This is a genomic window from Roseovarius aquimarinus (genome assembly GCF_043661195.1).
Taxonomy (GTDB): domain Bacteria; phylum Pseudomonadota; class Alphaproteobacteria; order Rhodobacterales; family Rhodobacteraceae; genus Roseovarius; species Roseovarius aquimarinus.
In genome coordinates this window covers 442,933-460,102 of record NZ_JBIHMM010000002.1, presented here as the reverse complement: position 1 = coordinate 460,102, position 17,170 = coordinate 442,933, and the positions used below count along the sequence as shown (strand labels likewise).

At 67.1% G+C, this 17,170-nt stretch carries 18 protein-coding genes; 8 read left to right on the top strand and 10 right to left on the bottom strand.

What is annotated here, in order from left to right:
- Positions 1 to 89 precede the first annotated feature (89 nt).
- Both ACGRVM_RS09690 and ACGRVM_RS09685 read left to right on the top strand, forming a co-directional pair.
- Positions 90 to 2,000, top strand: a complete 1,911-nt coding sequence (locus ACGRVM_RS09690; RefSeq protein WP_377170429.1) for an acyl-CoA synthetase — start codon at positions 90 to 92, stop codon at positions 1,998 to 2,000.
- Positions 1,997 to 2,350: a cupin domain-containing protein gene (locus ACGRVM_RS09685; RefSeq protein WP_377170431.1), complete on the top strand. Its 354-nt coding sequence runs from the start codon at positions 1,997 to 1,999 to the stop codon at positions 2,348 to 2,350. Before ACGRVM_RS09690 ends, ACGRVM_RS09685 begins: the two co-directional genes overlap by 4 nt.
- 63 nt (positions 2,351 to 2,413) lie before the next feature.
- Here ACGRVM_RS09685 and ACGRVM_RS09680 read toward each other — a convergent pair whose 3' ends face one another.
- Together ACGRVM_RS09680 and ACGRVM_RS09675 are read right to left on the bottom strand one after the other, a co-directional pair.
- A complete protein-coding gene (locus tag ACGRVM_RS09680; RefSeq protein ID WP_377170433.1) occupies positions 2,414 to 4,003 on the bottom strand; it encodes a 2-isopropylmalate synthase in 1,590 nt (529 codons plus the stop codon).
- A gap of 14 nt (positions 4,004 to 4,017) precedes the next feature.
- Positions 4,018 to 4,374, bottom strand: a complete 357-nt coding sequence (locus ACGRVM_RS09675) for a cupin domain-containing protein (protein ID WP_377170435.1) — start codon at positions 4,372 to 4,374, stop codon at positions 4,018 to 4,020.
- A 263-nt stretch (positions 4,375 to 4,637) separates the two neighbouring features.
- Between ACGRVM_RS09675 and ACGRVM_RS09670 the strand changes: the two genes are divergently transcribed.
- Together ACGRVM_RS09670 and ACGRVM_RS09665 are read left to right on the top strand one after the other, a co-directional pair.
- On the top strand, positions 4,638 to 5,306 hold the full coding sequence (locus ACGRVM_RS09670; RefSeq protein ID WP_377170437.1) for an SDR family oxidoreductase: 669 nt from the start codon (positions 4,638 to 4,640) through the stop codon (positions 5,304 to 5,306).
- Positions 5,303 to 6,832: a cryptochrome/photolyase family protein gene (locus ACGRVM_RS09665; RefSeq protein ID WP_377170439.1), complete on the top strand. Its 1,530-nt coding sequence runs from the start codon at positions 5,303 to 5,305 to the stop codon at positions 6,830 to 6,832. The genes ACGRVM_RS09670 and ACGRVM_RS09665 overlap by 4 nt, the downstream gene beginning before the upstream one ends.
- Here the strand turns inward: ACGRVM_RS09665 and ACGRVM_RS09660 are convergent.
- Complete coding sequence (locus ACGRVM_RS09660; RefSeq protein ID WP_377170441.1) at positions 6,829 to 8,016, bottom strand: TIGR03862 family flavoprotein; 1,188 nt, start codon at positions 8,014 to 8,016, stop codon at positions 6,829 to 6,831. The two genes, ACGRVM_RS09665 and ACGRVM_RS09660, sit on opposite strands and share 4 nt — an antisense overlap.
- A gap of 62 nt (positions 8,017 to 8,078) precedes the next feature.
- On the opposite strand from ACGRVM_RS09660, the gene ACGRVM_RS09655 reads away from it, so the two are divergent.
- The gene (locus ACGRVM_RS09655; RefSeq protein ID WP_377170443.1) at positions 8,079 to 8,381 is read left to right on the top strand and encodes an HNH endonuclease; all 303 of its coding nucleotides are present in this window, start codon (positions 8,079 to 8,081) and stop codon (positions 8,379 to 8,381) included.
- A gap of 1 nt (position 8,382) precedes the next feature.
- On the opposite strand, the gene hemE is transcribed toward ACGRVM_RS09655, so the two are convergent.
- Positions 8,383 to 9,426, bottom strand: coding sequence for a uroporphyrinogen decarboxylase (gene hemE / locus ACGRVM_RS09650; protein WP_377170445.1), 1,044 nt, complete (start codon positions 9,424 to 9,426; stop codon positions 8,383 to 8,385).
- Positions 9,427 to 9,528: 102 nt separating this feature from the next.
- Between hemE and hemC the strand changes: the two genes are divergently transcribed.
- The gene (gene hemC / locus ACGRVM_RS09645; RefSeq protein ID WP_377170447.1) at positions 9,529 to 10,476 is read left to right on the top strand and encodes a hydroxymethylbilane synthase; all 948 of its coding nucleotides are present in this window, start codon (positions 9,529 to 9,531) and stop codon (positions 10,474 to 10,476) included.
- On the opposite strand, the gene ACGRVM_RS09640 is transcribed toward hemC, so the two are convergent.
- From ACGRVM_RS09640 to ACGRVM_RS09625, 4 genes are all read right to left on the bottom strand, one after another.
- Complete coding sequence (locus ACGRVM_RS09640; protein ID WP_377170449.1) at positions 10,477 to 11,103, bottom strand: LysE family translocator; 627 nt, start codon at positions 11,101 to 11,103, stop codon at positions 10,477 to 10,479. It abuts the gene before it with no gap.
- A gap of 18 nt (positions 11,104 to 11,121) precedes the next feature.
- On the bottom strand, positions 11,122 to 11,460 hold the full coding sequence (locus tag ACGRVM_RS09635) for a DUF2794 domain-containing protein (RefSeq protein ID WP_377170452.1): 339 nt from the start codon (positions 11,458 to 11,460) through the stop codon (positions 11,122 to 11,124).
- Positions 11,461 to 11,509: 49 nt separating this feature from the next.
- Positions 11,510 to 13,168 carry a Y-family DNA polymerase gene (locus ACGRVM_RS09630; RefSeq protein ID WP_377170454.1) on the bottom strand — a complete coding sequence of 553 codons (1,659 nt, stop codon included), beginning with the start codon at positions 13,166 to 13,168 and terminating at the stop codon, positions 11,510 to 11,512.
- 88 nt (positions 13,169 to 13,256) lie between these two features.
- A complete protein-coding gene (locus ACGRVM_RS09625; protein WP_377170456.1) occupies positions 13,257 to 13,565 on the bottom strand; it encodes an I78 family peptidase inhibitor in 309 nt (102 codons plus the stop codon).
- A gap of 136 nt (positions 13,566 to 13,701) precedes the next feature.
- Between ACGRVM_RS09625 and ACGRVM_RS09620 the strand changes: the two genes are divergently transcribed.
- Positions 13,702 to 14,814, top strand: coding sequence for an S-(hydroxymethyl)glutathione dehydrogenase/class III alcohol dehydrogenase (locus ACGRVM_RS09620; RefSeq protein ID WP_377170458.1), 1,113 nt, complete (start codon positions 13,702 to 13,704; stop codon positions 14,812 to 14,814).
- A 45-nt stretch (positions 14,815 to 14,859) separates the two neighbouring features.
- Here the strand turns inward: ACGRVM_RS09620 and ACGRVM_RS09615 are convergent, their stop codons facing one another.
- Positions 14,860 to 15,552 (bottom strand): M48 family metalloprotease, encoded by a 693-nt coding sequence (locus ACGRVM_RS09615; RefSeq protein WP_377170460.1) that lies wholly within the window; start codon positions 15,550 to 15,552, stop codon positions 14,860 to 14,862.
- A 138-nt stretch (positions 15,553 to 15,690) separates the two neighbouring features.
- Between ACGRVM_RS09615 and yghU the strand changes: the two genes are divergently transcribed.
- Positions 15,691 to 16,563, top strand: a complete 873-nt coding sequence (gene yghU, locus ACGRVM_RS09610; RefSeq protein WP_377170463.1) for a glutathione-dependent disulfide-bond oxidoreductase — start codon at positions 15,691 to 15,693, stop codon at positions 16,561 to 16,563.
- Positions 16,564 to 16,566: 3 nt separating this feature from the next.
- On the opposite strand, the gene ACGRVM_RS09605 is transcribed toward yghU, so the two are convergent.
- The gene (locus tag ACGRVM_RS09605) at positions 16,567 to 17,142 is read right to left on the bottom strand and encodes a hypothetical protein (RefSeq protein ID WP_377170465.1); all 576 of its coding nucleotides are present in this window, start codon (positions 17,140 to 17,142) and stop codon (positions 16,567 to 16,569) included.
- Positions 17,143 to 17,170: the final 28 nt, after the last annotated feature.

Below are 17,170 nucleotides of genomic sequence, written 5' to 3'. Positions count from 1 at the left end.
ATCTTGCGCGCTGCACCTTGCGCCCGCGACCAATCGTCATCATTCTCGCTCGGACATATGACGAGACGTCACGAGGAGGGGAGGCCGCGATGACATTCGCCGTTCGACAGGATGCGCTGGATATCCAGAACGAGATGCCGTGGGAGGCGCGCGAGCGCCCCGCGACGATGCACGCCATGCTGGCCGAGACGGCCCGCGCCTTTCCAGACCGTCCGGCCATCGGCTATCAGCTGACATCGGGCGCCAAGGATCCGGCGGTGACGCAGACCTGGGCCGAATTTCATGCCGAAGTCTGCCGCGCCGCCAATCTCTTCCGCAGCCTCGGCGTGCAGGAGAGCGACGCCGTGGCGCTGGTTCTGCCCAATTGCCTCGAGACGGCGGCGGCCACCTTGGGCGCGATGATCGCGGGCATCGTCGCGCCGATCAATCCGCTGCTCGAGCCCGAGCAGATCGCCGCGCTCTTGCGCGAGACGGGCGCGCGCGTCGTCGTGACGCTCAAGGCGTTTCCCAAGACCGATATCAGCGCCAAGACCGCCGAGGCCGTGCGTCACGCGCCGAAGGTCGGCACGGTGCTCGAGATCGACCTCAACCGCTATCTGCGCCCGCCGAAAAGCTGGATCGTGCCGTTCATCCGCCCGCGCGACACCACCAAGCATCGCGCCGATGTGCTGAGCTACGCCGCCGAGGTCGCGCGCCAGCCCAAGACGCTCAGCTTCGACGACGGCGGCAAGGACCGCATCGCGGCCTATTTCCACACAGGCGGCACGACCGGCATGCCGAAGATGGCGCAGCACCGCTATTCCGGCATGGTCTATAACGGATGGATCGGCGACCACCTTCTCTTCACCGAGAAGGACGTGCTGATGTGCCCGCTGCCGCTCTTTCACGTCTTCGCCTGCCATGTCGTGCTTATGTCGGCGCTGAAATCGGGCGCGCAGATCGTGCTGCCGACACCCGCCGGTTATCGCGGCGAAGGCGTGATCGGCAATTTCTGGAAGCTGTGCGAGCGCTGGGGCGTGACCTTCGTCATCACCGTGCCGACCGCCGTCGCGGCGCTCATGCAGCGCAAGGTGGATGCCGATATCAGCCGGGTCCAGAACGCCTTTTCCGGCAGCGCGCCGATGCCGCTCGAGCTTTTCAAGCGGTTCGAGGGCGCGACCGGCATGAAGGTGATCGAGGGTTACGGCCTGACCGAGGTGACCTGCCTTGTGTCGGTCAACCCGCCCGAGGGCGAGAAGAAAGTCGGCTCGGTCGGCATTCCGCTGCCCTATACGGATGTGCGCATCATCCGCATGACGGATGACGGCCCGGTGCGCTGCGAGCCTGACGAGGTGGGCGAGATCTGCATCAACAATCCCGGCGTATCGGTGGGCGAGACCTATACCGATCCCGCCCGCAACCGCGATCTTTTCCACGGCGACTACCTGCGCACGGGCGATCTGGGCCGCATCGACGCGGACGGCTATCTGTGGATCACCGGGCGCGCCAAGGATCTCATCATTCGCGGCGGGCACAATATCGACCCCGCCGAGATCGAGGAGGCGCTGATGGCGCATCCCGCCGTCGCGGGCGCCGGCGCGATCGGCCAGCCCGACGCGCATTCGGGCGAGTTGCCTTGCGCCTATGTGGAGCTTGTCGAGGGCGGCGAGGTCACGTCCGAGGCGCTGCTCGAGCATTGCCGCCAGCGCGTGCGCGAACGGGCGGCGATCCCGAAATACATCGAAATTCTTGATGAATTGCCGAAAACCGCCGTGGGCAAGGTCTTCAAGCCCGACCTTCGCAAGCTCGCGATCAAGCGGATCTACGACAAGGCCCTCGAAGAGGCCGGGAGCGACGCGCGCGTCGCCAAGGTTTACGACGACAAGAAACGCGGCCTCGTCGCCCAGATCGACGGAAGCGCGAGCGACGACCGCGTCGGCGCGGCGCTGGGCGAATTCACGCGCCCGTGGGAATGGGCGGACGGCACGCAGAACGGCAGCGACAAGGACAAGACGTCATGAGCCAGGAAACATTCCGCATCGATCCCGCCCCGCCCATGCAGCCCTCGTCGCTGACCGGCGCGGATGCCTTCACGACCGACGACCGCTCGGAAGGCAACCACACCCATTTCGAGACCGCCGACGAGAGCATCTCGGTCGGCACGTGGGAATGCGCGCCCTGCCGCGAGGTGGTCGCGTCCTGGCCGGTGCACGAGATGATGACCGTGGTCGAGGGGGCGGTGACGCTCACGCATGAGGACGGGCGGAGCGAAAGCTTCGGGCCGGGCGATACGTTCTACATCGCCAAGGGCCAGCATGTCGTCTGGGAGATCACCCAGAAGCTGCGCAAGATGTACATGATCGTCGCCTGACGGCGGCGTCCCCCAAGGGTTTTCGCGCAACCCTTGGGGGTATCTTTCCGCTGGAGGCTTGGCTCAGCTGACGTCCTTGTAGCTGACCTCGGGCGTGTCCTTGCCCGCTTTCTCGCGGCGCACGATGAGGCGGCTCAGCGCGTGGACATAGGCCTTGGCCGAGGCGACGACGGTATCGGTATCCGCCGATTGGCCGGTCACGATCCGCCCGCCTTCTTCCATCCGCACCGAGACGGTCGCCTGCGCGTCCGTGCCTTCGGTCACGGCATGCACCTGGTAGAGTTGCAGCCGCGCCTCATGCGGGAAGAGCTGCTTGACCGCGTTGAAGCTGGCATCGACCGGCCCGTCGCCGGTGGCTTCGGTGCTGTGCTCGGCCCCGTCGATCAGGAGCGTCAGCGCGGCGGTCTGCGGCCCTTCGGTGCCGCAGACGACACGCAGCGACTTGATGACAAGGCGGTTTTCGTCCTCGGCGGCCTCGGTGGTGGCGAGCGCGATCAGGTCCTCGTCATAGACCTCCTTCTTGCGGTCGGCGAGTTCCTTGAACCGCACGAACACATCGTTCAGCTGGTTCTCGGCCAGCTCATAGCCCAGATCCTTCAGCTTGGAGCGCAGCGCGGCGCGGCCCGAATGCTTGCCCATGACGATATTCGTCTCGGCAAGGCCCACATCGGCGGGGCGCATGATCTCGAAGGTCTCGGCATTCTTGAGCATGCCGTCCTGATGGATGCCGCTCTCATGCGCGAAGGCGTTCTTGCCGACGATCGCCTTGTTGAACTGCACGGCGAAGCCGCTGACCGTGGCGACGCGGCGCGAGATGTTCATGATCTTGGTCGTGTCGATGCCGGTCCGGTAGGGCATGATGTCGCCGCGCACCTTCATGGCCATCACGACCTCTTCCAGCGCGGTGTTGCCCGCGCGCTCGCCGAGGCCATTGATCGTGCATTCGATCTGCCGCGCGCCGCCCTCGACGGCGGCGAGGCTGTTGGCCGTCGCCATGCCCAGATCGTTGTGGCAATGCGTCGCGAAGATGATCTCGTCCGCGCCGGGCACCTCCTTGATGAGGCGGCGGATCAGCTCGGCGGATTCGACGGGCGCAGTATAGCCCACCGTGTCGGGGATGTTGATCGTGGTCGCGCCCGCCTTGATGGCGATCTCGACGACGCGGGCGAGATAGTCCCACTCGGTGCGGGTCGCGTCCATGGGCGACCATTGCACGTTGTCGCAAAGGTTGCGCGCATGGGTCACCGTCTCGTGGATGCGCTCGGCCATCTCGTCCTGCGTGAGGTTCGGGATGGCGCGGTGCAGCGGCGAGGTGCCGATGAAGGTGTGGATGCGCGGCTGGCGGGCGTGCTTCACCGCCTCCCAGCAGCGGTCGATATCCTTGAGGTTCGCCCGCGCGAGGCCGCAGATCACGGCATCCTTGCTGCGCTTGGCGATCTCCGAGACGGCGCGGAAATCGCCCTCGGAGGCGATGGGAAAGCCCGCCTCGATGATATCGACGCCCATCTCGTCCAGAAGCTGCGCGATCTCCAGCTTCTCGGCATGGGTCATGGTGGCGCCAGGCGATTGCTCGCCGTCGCGCAGGGTGGTGTCGAAGATATAGACGCGGTCTTTGCCTTCGTCCGAGGCGCGCTTTTTGGGTGTATGGGTCATGGTCGTCTTCCGTCTCAAATATGGTCTTTGGCGGCCGCTGGCGCGCCGCTGTTGCCGGTGTTGGGCTCGCCCTTCGGCTCGATCAGCAGGACATGCGCCTCCGCATCGGCGCGGGGGCGATGGACCTGGCCCGCTGGCACGACGACAAGCTCGCCCGCCCCGAAGGTGACGCTCTCGGCGCCCTCGTAATCCATCGTCACGCTTCCCGAAAGCACGAGAAAGAAATCGTCCGTGTCCGCGTGGCTGTGGAAGGGAAATTCGCCCGCGAATTTCACGACCATCACATCGTTGCCATTGTAACTGGCGACGACCTTGGGGTCCCAATGGGTCTCGAATTGCGCCAGCTTGGCGGCAAGATTGATTTTCTGCATGGTTTTGGTCCTGATGCTGATCCGGGTGGGGTTCCGGCGCGCTATGTCACATCCCCTGAGCGCTCGCGCCGGGCCGGCACGCTCAGAGGCGACTAAGCAGCAGGAGGGCAGCAAGGCGCGCACGGGCGGGGCCGTGGGCATCCGTAGGGATATGCTGCGCGTTCGTCATGGCCCTGACGTTACGCAAAGCGCGCGGTGATGAAAAGACGGTTTTTTCCATACCGGGCGTTGAAGGGCCGGGCCGCGCCTCTACCATTCGGGCCATGACACACAGATCCCTCATCATCGGCGCCTCGGGCGGTATCGGCAGCGCGATCACCGCGCGGCTCAAGGAAAACGGCAGTGACGTGACGACGCTCTCGCGCAGCGAGGACGGGCTCGATGTCACCGACGAGGCGAGCGTCGCGGACTGCATGAAGAAGGCCGAGGGCGAGTTTCAGCTGATTTTCGTCGCCACCGGCGCGCTGGAAGTGGACGGCGCCGAGCCGGAAAAGGCGCTGAAGGACATCAGCGCCAAGGCGATGGCGGATCAGTTCGCGGTCAATTGCATCGGGCCGTCGCTCGTCATGAAGCACGCGCTGCCGATGCTGCCGCGCAAGGGGCCTTCGTGCTTCGCCGCGCTTTCGGCGCGGGTCGGCTCCATCGGCGACAACCAGATCGGCGGATGGTATTCCTACCGCACCGCCAAGGCCGCCCTCAACCAGATGATCCACGGCGCCGCGATCGAATTGAAGCGCACGCACAAGGAGGCTGTCTGCGTCGCGCTCCATCCCGGCACCGTCGCCACGGATTTCACCGCGAAATACGCGGGCCGCCACAAGACCGTGGAGCCGAGCGAGGCCGCGCATAATCTGCTGAGCGTGCTCGAAGGGCTCGGCCCGGACGATACCGGCCTTTTCTTCGACTGGCAGGGCGAGCGGGTGGAGTGGTGAGCCCGCGCCTCGTTCTCGTCCTCGGCGATCAGCTGAGCAAGGGGCTGAGCGCGCTCGCCAAGGCCGACAAGGAGCGCGACGTCGTCGTCATGGCCGAGGTGACGGACGAGACGGGCTATGTGCCGCACCATCCCAAGAAGATCGCACTGATCCTGTCGGCAATGCGCCATTTCGCGCAGGAGCTGCGCGAGGATGGCTGGACCGTGGACTATTCCAAGCTCGATGACGCCGAGAACAGCGGCTCCATCCCCGGCGAGCTTTTGCGCCGCGCCGATGCGCATGGGGCGCGCGAGGTGATCTGCACCCGGCCCGGCGAATGGCGCCTGATCGGGGCGCTGGACGACATGCCGCTCGATCTGACCACGCTGGCGGATGATCGGTTCATCGCATCGCTCGATGAGTTCAACGATTGGGCCGAGGGCCGCAAAGAGCTGCGGATGGAGTATTTCTACCGCGAGATGCGGCGCAAGACCGGGCTGATGATGAAGGATGGCGAGCCGGCCGGCGACAAGTGGAATTTCGACCACGACAACCGCAAGCCCGCGCAGTCCGACATGCTGCGCAGCGCGCCCATGTCCTTCACGCCCGACGAGATCACCGAGGAGGTGCTGGAGCTTGTCGAGCGGCGCTTCGACAACAATTTCGGCACCCTGCGCCCCTTCAACTTCGCGGTGACGCGGGGCCAGGCCCTGCGCGCGCTCGATCACTTCGTGAAATACCTGCTCGAAGGCTTCGGCGACTATCAGGACGCGATGCTGACGGGCGAGCCGTTTCTCAACCACTCGCTCCTCTCGCCCTACATCAATCTCGGGTTGCTCGGACCTCTGGAGGTATGCCAGCGGGTCGAAGAGGCGTGGAAGGATGGCGATGCGCCGATCAACGCCGCCGAGGGCTATATCCGCCAGATCATCGGCTGGCGCGAATACATGCGCGGCATCTATTTCCGCGAGGGGCCGGACTACACCTCGCGCAACATCCTGCGGCATGACCGCAAGCTGCCGTGGATGTATTGGGGCGGCGAGACGAAAATGGCCTGCATGAAGGCCGCCATCGGCCAGACGCGGGACGAGGGATACGCCCACCATATCCAGCGCCTCATGGTCACCGGCAATTTCGCGCTGCTGGCCGGGATCGCGCCCGAAGAGGTGCACGAGTGGTATCTGTCGGTCTATGTCGACGCGTATGAGTGGGTCGAAGCGCCCAATGTGATCGGCATGAGCCAATGGGCCGATGGCGGCATCATCGCATCGAAGCCCTATGTCAGTTCCGGCAACTATATCAACAAGATGTCTGACTATTGCGACGGCTGCGCCTATTCGGTGAAGCAAAAGACAGGCGAGGGGTCCTGCCCGTTCAACACGCTCTATTGGCAGTTCCTGGACCGGCATCGCCAGCGGTTCGAGGGCAATCACCGCATGGGCATGGTGTTCCGCACATGGGACAAGATGGACGCGGAAAAGCGCCGCGAGGTGCTCGATACTGCCGAGGCGTTTCTCGATCGGATGGACGCGGGCGAGGTGGTTTAGGGCTGGTGCCCTTTCTTAATCCATGCCGCCGCATTTCGCCCCGCGTGAAGCCCCGTCGCAAGGCAGGCCGTGATGAGATAGCCGCCCGTCGGTGCCTCCCAATCCAGCATCTCCCCGGCGGCGAAGGTGCCTGGGCGGTCCTTCAGCATCAGCGCGGCATCCAGCGCCTCCCAGCGCAGCCCGCCCGCCGTCGAGATCGCCTGATCCATCGGCAGCGGGCCCTTGTGACTCACCGGGAGCGCTTTGATCATGGGCGCCAGATCATCGGGCAGGGGCCGTGCGAATTCCATCAGCAGCGCCTGCTTCTCGGGCGTCCATTTCAGCGCCTTGCGCAGGTGGTTCGCGATGCTCTCCTTGCCGCGCTTGCGGGCGAGGCGGCGGCGCACCTCCTCGAGCGTCAGATCGGGCATGAGGTCCAGCGTGAGCGCCGCGCCTTCCCGCACCGCGCGCGACACCTCGTAGATGCCGCCGCCCTCGATCCCGGCGCGGCTGAGCACGATCTCGCCGCGCGATGCCATGTGCCCGGCATGCAGCGCGATCCCTTTGACGGGGCGGCCGACATGACGCTCCATATGCGCTGACCAGTCCACCGCGAAACCCATGTTCGCGGGCTGGAAGGGCGCCACCTTGCCCGGCAGATGCGCGGCCCATGCGCCGTCCGAGCCGAGCCGCGCCCAGCTCGCCCCGCCGCAGGCCAGAACGCAGGCCCCGGGGGTCAGCCGCCGGTCGCCGTCGGGCGTCTTCATGAGCACCTCACCGCCGTCCCAGCCCAGCCAGCGCCAGCGCCGCATGATCCGCACGCCCATCCCCTCCAGACGCGCGAGCCACGCGCGCAGGAGGGGCGAGGCCTTCATCACCTCGGGAAAGACGCGCCCTGTCGAGCCTGTGAAAAGCGGCTGGCCCAGCCCGCGCGCCCAGTCCTGCACCGCGTCCGGGCCGAAGGCCGCAAGGATCGGATGGAGCGGCGCCGCGTCCGCGCCAAAGGCCGCGCGGAACGCCTCATCCTCCTCGGCCTTCGTCAGGTTCAGGCCGGATTTCCCTGCCATCAGGAACTTGCGCGCGGGCGATGGCTTGGCCTCGGCCACGATCACCGAATGGCCCCCGCGCGCCAGCGCCTCCGCGGCCATCAGACCGGCCGGACCCGCGCCGATGACGAGCGCAAAGGGCGTGTTTTCAGCGATCAATTCCTTGCCTCCCCGCGCAGCCGCGCCATCCTCATGGGCCGAAGAGACCCGAGGATCAAGCGATGGACGCCGAGCACCCGATATGCCCGATCTGCCAGCGCCCCATCCCGCCCGATGCGCGGCAGAGCCTCCATCACCTCGTGCCCAAGCTGAAGGGCGGCAAGGGCGGCCCGGTCGTTCTGGTCCATCAGATCTGTCATAACGAGATCCACGCGACGCTGAGCGAGGCGGAGCTTGCCCGCGAGTTCAACACGCCCGAGGCGCTGCGTGCGCATCCGAGGCTGGCCAAGTTCATCGCATGGGTCCGCAAGCGCCCGCCGACCTTCCATTCGAAAACGCCGAAGAAGATGCGGGGCCGCAAGTGATCTAGGCGCCGCGAACGGTGTCGATCATCAGTTGCACATTGGCCGGGTCCGCATCGGGCGTGATGCCGTGCCCGAGGTTGAAGATATGCGGGCCGCCCTGCAGCGCCTCGACGATGGCGCGCGTCTCGCGCACCAGATCGTCGCCGCCCGTCACCATGTGCCGCGAGGCGAGATTGCCCTGCACGCAGCCGCCGGGCTGCACATGCTCGGCCACCCACTGGGCGCTCACGCTGTCGTCCACGGCGACGCAATCGGCGCCCGTGGCGGCGTGAAAGCCGATATACTTCTCGCCGGCCTGACGCGGGAAGGCGATGATGGGCGTGTTCGGGTGGCGCTTTTTCAGCTCGGAGATGATCTTCTTTGTAGGCTCCAGCGCGTAGCGGTCGAAATCGGGGCCTTTCAGTGATCCGGCCCAGCTATCGAAGATCTTGACGACCTCCGCGCCCGCGTCGATCTGCGCTGAAAGGTATTCGATCGTCGCCGCTGTAATACGCTCGATCAGCGCATCGAACACCGCGGGATGCGTTCCCTTCAGCTCATGCGCGGGGCCTTGGTCGGGTGTGCCCTTCCCGGCGATCATGTAGGTGGCGACGGTCCAGGGCGCGCCGGCGAACCCGATCAGCGTCGTCTCTTTGGGCAGCGCCGAGGCGAGGTTGCGCACCGTCTGGTAGATCGGCGACAGGGTCTCGTGGATCTCGTCCACGGGGCGCAGCTGCGCCAGTTCCGCCTCGCCCGTGATGGTCGAAAGGCGCGGGCCTTCGCCGGTGACGAACCACAGATCCGCGCCCAGGGCCTGCGGCACCAGAAGGATGTCGGCGAAAAGGATCGCGGCGTCGAAGCCGTAGCGGCGGATGGGCTGAAGCGTCACCTCGGTCGCCAGATCGGGATTGTAGCAGAGCGAGAGAAAATCCCCGGCCTCGGCCCGCGTCGCCTTGTATTCGGGCAGGTAGCGGCCCGCCTGGCGCATCATCCAGATGGGCGGCGTCGGCAGCGTCTCGCCCGCGAGCGCGCGCAGGATCGTCTTGTCCGGGGTGGGGTGGGCCATGATGCGTCCTTCTCTCTGCGTCCCGGGTGGTCGCCGCGCGATGATGCGATGTCAACCCTGCGCTCTATTGCGTCGTGTCCCACGCACAATTAAACCTCCTGCATGACAATGCAAATGCCCACTCCCATGGCCCCGATGAAACTGGGCACACGCGGCTCGCCGCTTGCGCTCGCGCAGGCGAACGAAACACGCGCGCGCCTTGCCGAAGCGCATGACCTGCCGCTCGAGGCGTTCGAGATCGTGGTGATCAAGACCACGGGTGACCGGATCATTGACCGGCCGCTGAAGGAGATCGGCGGCAAGGGGCTTTTCACCCGCGAGATCGAGGAGGCGCTCCTGTCGGGCGAGATCGACATCGCGGTGCATTCGATGAAGGACATGCCGACGCTCCAGCCTGAGGGGCTTTTGCTCGACACCTATCTGCCGCGCGAGGATGTGCGCGACGGGTTCGTCTCGCCGGGGCATGCCACGCTGGCGGATCTGCCGGAGGGTGCGAAGGTCGGCACGTCGTCCCTGCGCCGCCGCGCGCAGGTGCTCGTGGCCTATCCGCATCTCGAGGTGGTCGAGTTTCGCGGCAACGTCCAGACCCGGCTGAAGAAGCTCGAGGACGGCGTCGCATCCTGCACCTTCCTCGCCATGGCGGGCCTCAACCGTTTGGGGCGCACGGATGTGGCGCAAAGCGCGCTCGATCCGTCGGTTATGCTGCCCGCCATCGCGCAGGGCGCCATCGGGATCGAACGGCGCGCGAATGATGCCCGCGCCGCCGAGATGCTGAGCGCGATCCACCACGCGGAGACGGGCCAGCGCCTCGCCGCCGAGCGCGCGTTTCTGGCCGCTTTGGATGGCTCCTGCGAGACGCCCATCGCCGGGCTGGCCGAGCTCGACGGCGACATGCTGCACCTGCGCGGTGAGGTGCTGCGCCCCGACGGCTCGCAATCGATCAAGGATGCGCGCAGCGCGCCCATCGCGGACGGAGCCGAGCTGGGCCGCGCCATGGCGGCGGACATGCTGCGCGAGGCGGGGCCGGGCTTTTTCGACTGGCGGGAGTGACTACCGCGCGGGGCGCATGTCCTTGAGCGCGAGAAGCGCCGCGCCCGCCAGCATCAATCCGCCGCAGATCTTGTTCACAAGGCCGAAGCGCGCGCCGCGCAGGGCGCCCGCCGCCCGTGCGCCGAGCCACCCCCAAAGCATCAGGATCGCGCCGTCGACCACCAGATAGGTCGCGCCGAGAATGGCCAGGTGTGGCAGCACCGGCGCGGCGGGGTCGATGAATTGCGGGAAAAGCGCGCCGAAGAACACGACGGCGAAGGGATTGGCCATCGATGTGAGGAAGCCTTGGCGATAGAGGCGCGCGGCGCTGTTCTGCGCGGGGCTGGCCTCGTCCGCGCCGCCCTTCGACAGGATCAGCTGCAACCCGATCCACGCAAGATAGGCGACGCCCAGCCACCTGATGAGGGCGAAGGCCGTGGCCGAAGTGGCGATGATCGCCGCAAGGCCGAAGGCGGCGGCGCTCATCTGGATTGCGTTGGCCGAAAGGTCTCCGAACACCGTCCAGAGGCTGCGCCGCAGCCCGTGGCGGATAGCGTTTGAAATGATCAGAAGCTGGTTGGTATCGGGCGGCGTGGCGAAGAACACGGCCACTGCAGCGAGGTAGAGCAGGTAGGTCTCGAGGCTCATCGGGCGCCCCTTCCGGGTTCACTCCACCGCGCGGATCAGCTTGCGCTCCAATACCCGCAGCACCTGCCGCAGGTCCGCGCCGCGCTTGAGGATCTGGCCGTCCATCCCGATCACGGCGTATTGCCCCTGCCTTCCGCGCAGCTTGGGGCGCTTCTCGATCCGGTAGAGCGGATGCTCGGCCGTGCGGCGAAAGACCGAGAAGACGGCCACGTCGCGCAGGCTCGAGATGCCGTAGTCGCGCCACTCGCCCGCCGCCACCATGCGCCCGTAGAGCGACAGGATGATGCCCAGCTCGGTCCGGTGAAAGGCCACCTGATCCGGCGCGGCGAATGCGGGTGCGATGGGTTGGTAGTTCATACGTTCAGACTTGCCCTGAATGTCCGCGAAATCAAGCGTCTTGCGCGGCTCAGGCGAATTGGCCGTGGCAGAACCATCCGGGGCTGAGCGCCGCGCCATGCGCATAGAAGAGCCAGAGCCGCGCCCCGCCTGCCGTCACGACGTCCCAATAGTCGCGCACGCCGCTGCGCCATTCGGGATCGTCGAGCCACCATTCTGGCGCGATGCGCTCGGGGCCGGTGGCGCCCGCCAGCGCGTGATCCTGCCCGCGCCAGCGGAACGTCGCGGGCGGGCGCGGGCTTTCGGGGGCGGTGACCAGTTCGGGACGCCAGAGCAGGAGGGGGCGCGGGCCGGGCGGCGTGGGCCATGCACCGGACGCGGCGGGCTGCGACCATGCGGCGGGCTGCACGCTGCTGCATTTCTCGGGGATGTGGCTGCTGGCCGGATGGCGCCGCGTGATCGCATCGAGGCCGACGCGCGCGCCGATGCGCCCGATCAGATCCTCGAGCGCGGTGTCGCGCCCGGCCCTTTGCTGCGCCGCGCGGCCCGCATCGAGATGCCCGGCGGGGCGGGTCTTGTGCACCGGCTCGGTCTGCGTCGCCTCGAGGCGCAGGATGTCGATGCCGGGGCCCGCGTCCAGATCGTCCAGCTTCATCGCCAGAAGCGGCGCGATGCGCTCGGACTGGTCGGCGGGGCGGGCAAGGCCGATCTGCACCCAGGTCGCGGTATCGTCGCAGCGATAGGCTTCGAGCCGAACGGCCCGCGCGCCCTGGCCCTTCTCGCGCAGCATCTCGCACAGGCGCGGCACGAGGCGGGCGAGCGCCGCCTCGACATCCTCGCGCAGCCCGATCGGATCGGGCAGGCTGAGGCGGGTGGCGAAGCGCGGCGGCGCGGCATGGGGCGAGACCGGCTCGGGCACCGCGCCGAGCGCCTGGTCGATGCGCATCAAAAGACCCTTGCCGAAACGCCGCGCGAGCGGGCCGCGCGGCTGGCCGGTCAGATCGCCGATGCGCCGAAGGCCGAGCCGCGCGAGGGCGGCGGCGGTCTCGCCGTCGAGGCGCAGCGCGGTGACGGGCAGGGGGGCGAGCGCCTGCCGCGTCTGGCCGGGCGCGGCGATGCGCGGCGCGGCGCCCTTGGTCTGCGCGGCGGGGGCGGCGCCGCCCCGTTCCCAGTGGCGCCGCTTGGCCGCGCGCGAGCGGGTCGCGCGCGCCTCTTGGTCGATCGCATCGCCCGAGCGGTCGTGCTGCACGCCGCGCCCCGCATAGCGCGCCAGCGCCCAGGCCGCGCCGGGCGTGTCGGCCAGCCCGCATTCCGCCTGTACGCCCAGATCCGCGGCCTCCTGCGTCAGGGTCTCGATCAGCGCCGCCTCGCCGCCGAAAAGATGCGTGCAGCCGGTCACGTCCAGCATCAGCGCATCCGGCGGCTGCGCGGCGACCCAGGGGCTGTAGCGCCCGGCCCAGCGGGTCAGCGCGTTGAGGAACGCCGCCTCGGCATGGGGGTTGCGCACCCGCGTGACGAGGCCCGCGCACATCGCATGCGCATCGCGCGCGGGCTGGCCCACGCGCAGCCCCGCCGCCGAGGCGAGCGGGCAAAGGGCGCTGACGATCTGCATCTGGCCGGTTTCCTCGAGCACGGCGAAGGGCGCGCCGTGCAGATCGCCGAGGCGGCGCAGCAGGCGGTCGGCCCCGAGGCGGGGAAACCAGACGGAGAGGATTCGGCGGGTGGGCATGGCAGTGTTTCGTTCGCTATTTGTTCTTATCGTTATAGCGAGGAAAAACCGAAGTCGAGTCGCGGGGATGCGGCGCGCCGGCCCCGGCTCATCCGCACCAGATGCGCGTGATGCGGCCTTGCCCGTCGATATCCACGTTCAGCCGGGCGGGGTTGTAATCCATCGTCATCGCCATGTCGGGCCCGATGATGCGCAGCGGGCGATCCGGCGCGCTGAAGTCGAAGGCCTTGTGATCCTTGCCGATCCGGTCCGAATAGGCCGTCGCGCCGCAGCTGTCGGTGGCCGCCGGGGTGAAGACCGGCTCTGCCCCGCGCTGGGCGCCCGGCGCGCCTCCGCCGCAGGCGGCGAGCGCCAGCGCGGCGGGCAGGATCAGGGCGGCGGTCGAACGGCGTTGCATGGCGCACTCCTCGGGGCTTGCCCCGCCAGCGTCGCGCAGCCGCGCCGCGAATTCAAGTCCCCCGCTCTGGCGCATTGAAACGCCCGACCATTTCGCCCAAACTCCGCCCGAAGCACGAAACAGCAAGGACAGCATCATGCGCACCACAGCCGCCGTGGCCCTCGAGGCCGGAAAGCCCATGGAAATCATGGAGGTCAATCTCGACGGCCCCAAGAAGGGCGAGGTTCTGGTCGAGATCAAGGCGACGGGCCTGTGCCATACGGACGATTTCACCCTCTCGGGCGCCGATCCCGAAGGCGCCTTTCCCGCGATCCTCGGCCATGAGGGCGCGGGCGTCGTCGTCGAGGTGGGCGAGGGCGTCACGTCGCTCGAGGTGGGCGATCATGTGATCCCGCTCTACACGCCCGAATGCCGCGAATGCGAGTATTGCCTCAATCCCAAGACCAACCTCTGCCAGACGATCCGCGCGACGCAGGGCAAGGGCGTCATGCCCGACGGCACCAGCCGCTTCTCGATGCTCGATGGCACGCCGATCCTGCATTATATGGGCTGCTCGACCTTCTCGAACCATACGGTTCTGCCCGAGATCGCGCTGGCCAAGGTCCGCAAGGACGCGCCTTTCGACAAGATCTGCTATATCGGCTGCGGCGTAACCACCGGCATCGGCGCCGTCATCAACACGGCCAAGGTCGAGATCGGCAGCCGCGCCATCGTCTTCGGCCTCGGCGGGATCGGTCTCAACGTCATTCAGGGCCTGCGCATGGCCGGGGCCAGCCAGATCGTCGGCGTGGATATCGACCCCAAGAAGGTCGAGATGGCCAAGCGCTTCGGCATGACCGATTTCGTCAACCCGAACGAGGTGAAGGGCGATCTCGTCGGCCATCTCGTCGAGCTGACGGGCGGCGGCGGCGACTACACCTTCGACGCCACGGGAAATGTGGGCGTGATGCGCACCGCTCTGGAAGCGTCGCACAAGGGCTGGGGCGAGAGCGTCATCATCGGCGTCGCACCGGCGGGCGCCGAGATCGCGACGCGCCCCTTCCAGCTGGTCACGGGCCGCACATGGAAGGGCACCGCCTTCGGCGGCGCGCGGGGCCGCACGGATGTGCCCAAGATCGTCGACTGGTACATGGACGGCAAGATCGAGATCGATCCGATGATCACGCATATCCTCAAGCTCGAGGAGATCAACAAGGGCTTCGAGATGATGCATGCGGGCGAGAGCATCCGCAGCGTGGTGGTTTACTGAGACCCCGTCGCGGGGCCGGCCGGATCGCCGGCCCCGCGCACCGTCCTACCAGCGCGTCATGCGCGTCATGATGTCGGTGGCGAGCGAGGCCGGATCGGGAAGTCCGGCCGCGTTTCCGCCGCCCAGGGTATACCCATTGTAAATTGCGTTCAGCCGCGAGACCGTGTCGGGATGGCTCGGGCTGCCATGCGGCGAGAACATGAATAGCTGCGCCTCGGCCAGATCCTCCGGCTTGGCGCCGAGGGTGGCCATTACGAAGCCCGCATGCCGATCGGCATAAAGCTCGCGCCCCCACGGATAGTTCAGCGCAGCCAGCGTCTGCGGAGGGGCGTATGATCCTAGCTGGATCGCCTCATGCGCCTGCACAAGGTGGCCGATTTCATGCGCGATGACGGCGAGCTGCGCCCACTCGTTCTGGCGCGCCGCGTCGAGCTGCGCCATGAAAGCGGGGTTGTAATGCATGGCGTGACGCCACTGGTTCGGCCCGACCTGCCGGGTGAAGGCCATCGCATTCGGCACCCACGCATTGCGGCACACATAGACGGTCGGCAAGGGCGGCTGGAAATGCTGCCGCGTCATGTCGAGCACGCGCTTGATGAGTTTGCCCGCATAGGCCGACGGCTGAGCGCAGCTGTTGAACACGCCGAAGCCCTGCGCCTCGGCAGCGGTTGAAAAGAGGCCCGCAAGAGCGAGCGATGCCGCGGCACTCAGGCGCGCGAAACCGGATAATTCTTTCATGAAATTCTCCCCATTCGGTACGTAATGCGTAGAGTTAACCATGAAGCGCGCCGGTTCGTCCAATACGCGCGCCCCCTTGCATCGCCCGTGAGGGCCGTTACCTCTTTCGTCCAAGCGATTTCAAACCGGAGCGACCAGATGACCGACGATACCTACACCCCGCCCGAGGTCTGGACGTGGGATGCCGAAAGCGGGGGCAAGTTCGCCTCGACCAACCGGCCCATCGCGGGCGCGACGCACGAGAAGGAGCTGCCGGTGGGCAAGCATCCGTTCCAGCTCTATTCGCTGGCGACGCCGAACGGGGTCAAGGTGACCGTGATGTTCGAGGAGCTGCTCGAGGCCGGGCATGACGCGCAATACGACGCGTGGCTGATCGACATCGGCAAGGGCGACCAGTTCGGAAGCGATTTCACCGAGATCAATCCCAATTCCAAAATTCCCGCGCTGCTCGACCGCTCGCGCGAGACGCCGGTGCGCGTCTTCGAGTCGGGCTCGATCCTGCTGCATCTGGCCGAAAAATACGGCGCCTTCCTGCCCGCCTCGGGCGCGCAGCGCACCGAAGTGCTCAACTGGCTTTTCTGGCAGATGGGCAGTGCGCCCTATCTCGGCGGCGGCTTCGGACATTTCTACCATTACGCGCCCGAGAAATGGGAATACCCGATCAACCGGTTCGCGATGGAGACCAAGCGCCAGCTCGACGTGCTCGACAGGCAGCTCGCCAGCCGCGAGCATATCGCGGGCGAGGTCTACAGCATCGCCGATATCGCGATCTGGCCGTGGTACGGCAATCTGGCGCTCGGCCGCCAATACGGCGATGCGGGCCGCTTCCTCGACGTCGAAAGCTACGAGAACGTGCAGCGCTGGGCCAAGGCGATCGATGCGCGCCCGGCGGTGCAGCGGGGCCGCAAGGTCAACCGCAATTTCGGCGCGCCCGAGATGCAGCTCCACGAGCGCCATGACGCGGCGGATTTCGACACGCGAACGCAGGACAAGATCGGCACGCCCGAATAGGCGTCAGGTGTCGGCCCGGGTCAGGTCCGGGCCGTCGCCGCGCTTGCGCACGGGCACATCCGCGCGGGCCTTCCAATTGTATTTGGTGTCGTTCGCGACATGGTCCCAGTGGAGCCTGCCGCCCGTGCGCCACGGATCGAGCACGATGCCGCGCCGCCAGTCACCGCCGCGCGGGATGACGACGGCGGTGGAATGCTCCAGAAGAAACGGATTATCGGCATTGGCGACAAGCCCGGTGAATTGCAGCGTCGCATAGCGCGCCGCCGTCATTCGCGTCTGGATGTCGCGCGCCCAGTGATAACAGAGGCCACGCTCCTTGATCCCCAGATTGACCTTGGTGTTGTGCACGAGCGGCGGGTCCGTGATCTCGTATTCGCGGGCGAGCTGATCCGAGACGGCATAGGCCATACGCGCCGCGCGCGCGGCCTCGGCCGGGTCCACGTCGGGGCCGAGGCCCAGAATGGCCCGCTCGAGCCCCGCGACACCGCTAACAGTGCCTCCGGGCGCGGGCGCGCCGCCGCAGCCCGCCAGCAGCGCCATTCCGCCCAGTCCCAGGATCATCCCGCGCCGTGTCGTCACCCGCTCGCCCCCCTTGTCGCCTGCGCGC